This window comes from Streptomyces phytophilus (assembly GCF_013870535.1).
Classification (GTDB): domain Bacteria; phylum Actinomycetota; class Actinomycetes; order Streptomycetales; family Streptomycetaceae; genus Streptomyces; species Streptomyces phytophilus.
On sequence record NZ_JACBXC010000232.1, the window covers coordinates 1 to 6,681 of the forward strand.

Consider the following 6,681-nt stretch of genomic DNA (forward strand, 5'->3'; position numbering starts at 1 on the left):
GCTCGCGGCGGGCCTTGAGCGCGGCGCGGAGCCGGTCGGCGTGGTGCGGGGCGGCCAGTACGGCGAGGTGGCGGCGGACGGCGCGGGGGAGCGCGCGGCGGTACGCGGCGACGACGGACGCCGTACCGGGGCCGACGCGCGGCGGTCGCTGGTCCGTGGCTGTCTGCCCCATGCGGGACAAACTACGTCATTCGCCCGCCCCGGACTTCGAGCAACGCCCCGCGTCGCCCACCTCGCCGGCTCACTGACCACACGCCAGCCGCATGCCGGCCGCACGCCGCGTGCGGGCGGCCCGCGAGCCGCCCGCACGCCCGCGCAACCGCCTACGCGCCCCCGCGCCGCACCGACACCACCGCGCTCCCTACCGGTTCGTCCGCAGCAGGGTGCGCATCGTCCGCATCGCCACCGACAGGTTCGCCAGGTCGAACGACTCCGAGCCCTGGATCTCCTCCAGCGTGGCGCGCGCCCGCCCGAGGATCGCGGCGTTCTTCTCCTCCCAGGTCTTGAACCGCAGCTCCGGCGTGACCGTGTCGCCCTCCTGGTCCGGCTCCGCCGACAGCACCGCCGCGGTGAGCAGCGCGTGCGCCGCGTACAGGTCCTCGCGGATCGCCGCGCGGGCCATGGACTGCCAGCGGTCGGCCCGCGGCAGCTCCACGATGCGGTCCATCAGCTTGCTGATGTACAGCCGGTCGCCGAGGTCGTAGTACACCTCCGCGACGTCCAGTGGCTCGTGCCCCGTGCGGTCGGCGACCGCGACGATGTCCAGCGTCGGGAACGCCGCCGAGAACGTCGCGACCCGCTGCGCCAGCTCGGCCGGGACGCCGTTGTCGGTCAGCTCGTTCTGGTTGCGCTCGTACCACTCCAGGTCCGTACCGCGCAGCAGCTTCGGCAGCGCTGCCCAGACCTGCCCGATGCGCTCGCTGAAGAAGTCGATCGTCTCGCCCAGCTGGAGCGGCTGCGGCCGGTTGTTGAGCAGCCAGCGGGTGGCGCGCTCGACGAGCCGGCGGGAGTGCAGCCGGATGCGGGTCTGGACGTCGGCCGCGATGACGTTGTCGAGGGTCTCGACCTCGTCCCAGAAGTCGCCGAGGTGGAAGATCGCGCGGGCCGCGGTGTGCGCCCGTACGATCTCCTCGCTCGACGCGCCGGTCTCCTCCTTCAGCCGGTGCACGAACGTCGTACCGCCGGTGTTGACGGTGTCGTTGACCAGCACCGTGGTGACGATCTCGCGGCGCAGCGCGTGCGCGCGGATCTGGTCGGGGAAGCGCTCGCGCAGCGGCTGCGGGAAGTACGCGAACAGCAGCCGCTCCAGGTACGGGTCGTCGGGCAGCCCGGTGGCGACCAGCTCCTCGGCCGTGGTGATCTTCGTGTAGCCGAGGAGCACCGCCAGCTCGGGCTGGGTCAGGCCCAGGCCCGCGGCGAGGCGCTCGCGCATCTGCTTCTCGCCGGGCAGGAACTCCAGCTCCCGGTCGAGCGCACCCTCCTTGCTCAGCTTGCGCATGTACCGGTGGTGGGCCTGGAGCAGGCTGGGAGCCTGCGCGACGGCGTTGGCCAGGGCGGTGTTCTGCGCGTAGTTGTTGCGCAGCACCAGCGCGGCGACCTCGTCGGTCATCTCGCCCAGCAGCCGGTTGCGCTGCTTGACGGTCATGTCGCCGTCGCCGATGAGCTGGTTGAGCAGGATCTTGATGTTCACTTCGTGGTCGGACGTGTCCACACCGGCGCTGTTGTCGATCGCGTCGGTATTGATCTTGCCGCCGTGACTGTCGGGACCGCCGAAGCGCGCGAACTCGATCCGGCCGAGTTGCGTCAGCCCCAGGTTGCCGCCCTCGCCGACGATCCGCGCCCGTACGTCGACGCCGTCCACCCGGATCGCGTCGTTCGCCCGGTCGCCGGCGTCGGCCTGCGCCTCCGCCGAGGACTTCACATACGTACCGATGCCGCCGTTCCACAACAGGTCGACCGGCGCCTGGAGGATCGCCTTCATCAGCTCGGCGGGCGTCATCTTCGCGGCGCCGTCGCCGATGCCGAGCGCCCGGCGCATCCTGGCGTTCACCGGGATCGCCTTCGCCTTGCGCGAGAACACCCCGCCGCCCTCGGAGAGTTTGGCGGTGTCGTAGTCCTCCCAGGAGGAGCGCGGCAGCTCGAAGAGCCGGCGGCGCTCGGCGTAGGAGACGGCCGGGTCCGGGTCGGGGTCGACGATGATGTGCCGGTGGTCGAAGGCGGCGATCAGCCGGGTGTGCTCGCTGAGCAGCATCCCGTTGCCGAAGACGTCACCCGACATGTCGCCGATGCCGACGGCGGTGAAGTCCTCCGTCTGGCAGTCCACGCCCAGCTCGCGGAAGTGCCGCTTGACCGACTCCCACGCGCCGCGGGCGGTGATGCCCATGCCCTTGTGGTCGTATCCGGCGGAGCCGCCGGAGGCGAACGCGTCGCCCAGCCAGAAGTCGTACGAGACGGCGACCTCGTTGGCGATGTCGGAGAAGGTCGCGGTGCCCTTGTCGGCGGCGACCACCAGGTACGTGTCGTCCTCGTCGTGCCGTACGACGTTCCTGGGGTGCACGACCTCGCCGCCGACGAGGTTGTCGGTGATGTCGAGCAGGCCGTAGATGAACGTCTTGTAGCAGGCGATGCCCTCGGCCAGCCAGGCGTCGCGGTCCGCCGACGGGTCCGGCAGCCGCTTGCCGACGAAGCCGCCCTTGGCGCCGGCGGGGACGATGACGGTGTTCTTCACCTCCTGCGCCTTGACCAGGCCCAGGATCTCGGTGCGGAAGTCCTCGCGCCGGTCGGACCAGCGCAGCCCGCCGCGCGCGACCTTGCCGAAGCGCAGGTGCACGCCCTCGACGCGCGGCGAGTACACCCAGATCTCGTACTCCGGGCGCGGCTCGGGCAGTCCGGGGATGGCCTGCGGGTCGAGCTTCAGCGACAGGTACGAGTGCCAGCTGCCGTCGCCGTCGTGCTGGAAGTAGTTGGTGCGCAGCGTGGCCTGGATGGCGGTGAGGAACGAGCGCAGGATGCGGTCCTCGTCCAGGGAGGCCACCTGGTCCAGCGCGCCGTTCAGCTCCTCCAGGATGCCGTCCGTCAGCTCGCGGCCGGCGTGCTGCCGCTCCGGCGCCATGCGCGCCTCGAAGAGGCTGACGAGCAGCCGGGTGGTGTGCACGTTGGTGCGGAGGGTGTCCTCCATGTACGCCGGGCTGAACTTCGAGCCGGCCTGGCGCAGATAGCGGGCGTACGCGCGCAGCACCATCGCCTGCCGCCACGTCAGCCCGGCGACGGGCACCAGCGCGTTGAGCCCGTCGTCCTCCGCCTCGCCGTTCCACACCGCGGCGAACGTCTCCTGGAAGCGCTCGCGCGCGTCCTCGCCGACCTCCAGGCCGCCGCCGTTCTGCGACGGCGGGAACTGCAGCCCGAAGTCGGAGACCCAGGAGTCCGTGCCGCCGCCGTTGCAGCGCAGCACGTACGGCCGCTCCTCGGTGACCTCGACGCCGAGGTTGTGCAGCACGGGCAGCACCCGGGTCAGCGAGAACGGCGCGCCTGCCCCGTACACCTTCAGCCGGCGCTCGTTGGGCGCGGCGCCCACCGGCTCGTACAGGCTGAGGGCGAACTTGTCGGCGCCGCTCCGCTCGCTGAGCTTCTCGAAGTGCTGGAGGTCGGAGACGGCGGCGCGGGGCGCGAAGTCCTCCTTGTAGCCCTCGGGGAAGGCGCCGGCGTAGCGGTGGGCCAGCTCGGCGGCGCGCTCCTCGCCGAACTCGGCGACCAGCGCCTCGGTGAAGCCGTCGTTCCAGGAGCGGGAGGCGTCGGCGAGGCGGTTCTCGATGCGGTGGACGTCGGTCTCGGTCAGCTCGCGCAGCCCGGTGCCGGGGTCGACGCGGACGACGAAGTGCAGCCGGGACAGGACCGACTCGGTGTTCCAGGCGGTGAAGTCGACGGCGGTGCCGCCCAGCTCCTCCTTGAGGATCTCGACGAGCCGCAGCCGCACGGACGTGGTGTAGCGGTCGCGCGGCAGGTAGACGAGCGCCGAATAGTAGCGCCCGTACTCCTCCTGCCGGAGGAAGAGCCGCAGCCGGCGGCGCTCCTGGAGGTACAGCACGCTGATGACGATGGACTGCAGCTCCGCGACGGGGATCTGGAACAGCTCGTCGCGCGGGTACGTCTCCAGGATCTGCAGCAGGTCGCGGCCGTCGTGGCTGTTGGGCGTGAAGCCGGCGCGGCTGAGGACCTCGGCGACCTTGCGGCGGACGACGGGCACGCGGCGCACCGACTCGGTGTACGCGGCGGAGGAGAACAGGCCGAGGAAGCGCCGCTCCCCGATGACGTTGCCCTCGGCGTCGAACTTCTTGACGCCGACGTAGTCGAGGTAGGCCGGGCGGTGCACGGTGGCGCGGCTGTTGGCCTTGGTGAGCACCAGCATGCGGTGCTCGCGGGCCTTGGCGCGGACGTCGGCGGGCAGCCGGTGGAAGGACTCGGAGGCGGGCTGCGGGCTGCCGTCGTCCTTGCCGTACGCGGCGTGCGACGGGTCGGCGCGCAGGATGCCCAGGCCGGTGCCGGGGACGGCGGTCAGCTCCTCGCCGTCGCTGTTGACCGTCAGCCGGTACTCGCGGTACCCGAGGAAGGTGAAGTGGTCGGCGGCGAGCCAGCGCAGCAGCTCCCGGGCCTCCTCCACCTCCTGCGTGGGCATGTCGTCCGGCAGCGGCTCCTCGTCGAGGTCGTCGGCGATGCGCAGGGCGGAGTCGCGCATCTTCTGCCAGTCCTCGACGGCCTCGCGGGCGTCGGACAGCACCCGCAGCAGGTCGGCGGTGATCTGCTTGAGGTCCTGGCGGTCGGACTCGCGGTCGATCTCGACGTGGATCCAGGACTCGATGACGGCGTCGTGCGGCAGGTCTTCGAGGCCGCGGGCGTACGGCGGCGAGGCGTTCGGGTCGCGGCCGGCGTCCAGTACTTCCAGCAGCCGGCCGGTGACGTCCCGGCGGACGACGATCTGCGGGTGGATCACGAGGTGGATGCCGCGGCCCTGGCGGGACAGCTCGTTGGTGACGGAATCCACCAAAAAGGGCATATCGTCAGTTACTACCTCAACCACGCTGTGACTGGACGTCCAGCCGTTCTCCTCGACCGTGGGCGTGTGCACGCGCACGTTGGCGGTGCCCTGCGGACGGTTCTGGGCCAGGCGGTAGTGCGAGAGCGCGGCGCCGAAGACGTCGACCGGGTCGCGGCCGAGCAGGTCCTCGGGCGCGGTATGCAGGTAGTAGCGCTGGAGGTACGCGTCGAGGGTTTCGGGGGCCAATCCCCCCTCACCCGTCCCGTCCGCCCGCGCCGCGCGCGCGAGCAGCTCGTTCTTGGCTTCAGCCAGCTTGATCTGCATGGTCCTCAGGCTCCTGTCGCGCGCCGTTGCGTGACGGTTCTTGTGGGCGGGGAGTCCTCCCCGGCCCTGCTGACGAGCGGGCACGGCACCGCGGCCCGGATGCCTCCGGGCCATGTGCGGCATCGTGCCGGAACGGGAAGCGCACCGGTCCGCTTCCGGCCATCATCGGGCGGCGGCACCGGTTTCGCCGATCAGCCGTCCCCCGGGCGGGGTCCCCGGCGCCGACCGACGCCGGGGCGAGCGCGGTGGGGGCCCCGCGGGCCCCACCTCCGTCGCCCCAATGAGATATCGGGCTGATCACGCCCACCAGGCTATCCCCTAGGGGGCAGGCGGCGTCCACGGCCGAATGTGTACAAACACAGCCCCGGTTCTTTGACGTTCTGCACAGCTTTTCCACCCTGCGGAGCGTCCTTCACCTGGACTAAAGCCTTCCGTATGACCCGGTTGGGGAAGGCGATCCGCAAGGTGGCGAACGTCACCTCGGGGGGTGTACGGGCCGGGGGCGCCGGACGGGCCTCCCGGCCACTCCCGCGCCGCCGGTTCGCCCCGGTGCTACGCCGCCAGTTCGTCCGCCGCCGCGACCGCCTCCGCCAGGCTGTCCACCACCGGGACGCCCGCCGCCTCCAGGCTCGCCCGGCTGTGCGAACCGCCGGTGTACAGCACGGCCCGTACGCCCGCGTGCCGTGCGGCCGTGGCGTCGTCCACCGCGTCGCCGATGACGACCGTACGGGACGGGTCTATGCCCTGCAGCGCGCCGAGGTGGCGCACCATGTGCGTCGCCTTGCCGCCGTCGGACGGGCCGGTGCGGCCGTCGATCCGGACGAAGTGGTCCGCGATGCCGTGCGAGTGCACCATCGGCAGCAGTTGCTCGTGCGGCGCGAGGGAGCACAGCGACTGCGTCTGCCCCGCCTCCCGCCGTTGCGCCAGCAGCTCCCTCGCGCCCTCGGCGAGGGCGGCCTCCTCGGCCCGCACCCAGTAGTGCCGGTGGAACGCCTCGTCCATGACCTCCCACTCCTCGGCGGTCGGCAGCCGGCCCATCAGCCGCTCGTAGAACCGCGGCACCGGGACGCAGTACAGCTCGCGATAGCGCTCCAGCGTGATCGGCGGCAGGCCCAGCTCGGTGAAGGAGGCGTTCGTCGCCTCGATCACCGCCTGGATGTCGTGGAAGAGCGTCCCGTTCCAGTCCCAGACGAGGTGTGTGCGCACCCCAGAAAGGTAACCGGCCGGTGTGACAACCGGCCCGGGATTTTCGTCAGCCGACGAGGTTCCCGATCTCCTGTACGCCGTACCAGAGCAGTTCGTGGTCCTCGGCGCCGTCGACGGTG

The 6,681-nt window shown here is 71.4% G+C and carries 3 protein-coding genes; all 3 read right to left on the reverse strand.

Annotated elements, in window-relative coordinates; genetic code table 11:
- Positions 1 to 361: 361 nt before the first annotated feature.
- Entirely contained in the window at positions 362 to 5,356 is a 4,995-nt protein-coding gene (locus H5J30_RS13395) for an NAD-glutamate dehydrogenase (RefSeq protein ID WP_181787657.1), read from the reverse strand.
- 552 nt (positions 5,357 to 5,908) lie between these two features.
- Positions 5,909 to 6,562 carry an HAD family hydrolase gene (locus H5J30_RS13400; RefSeq protein WP_181787658.1) on the reverse strand — a complete coding sequence of 218 codons (654 nt, stop codon included), beginning with the start codon at positions 6,560 to 6,562 and terminating at the stop codon, positions 5,909 to 5,911.
- Between the two features lie 46 nt (positions 6,563 to 6,608).
- Positions 6,609 to 6,681 (reverse strand): DUF6912 family protein (locus tag H5J30_RS37705; RefSeq protein WP_445194938.1); only part of this gene is annotated, 73 nt, incomplete at its 5' end.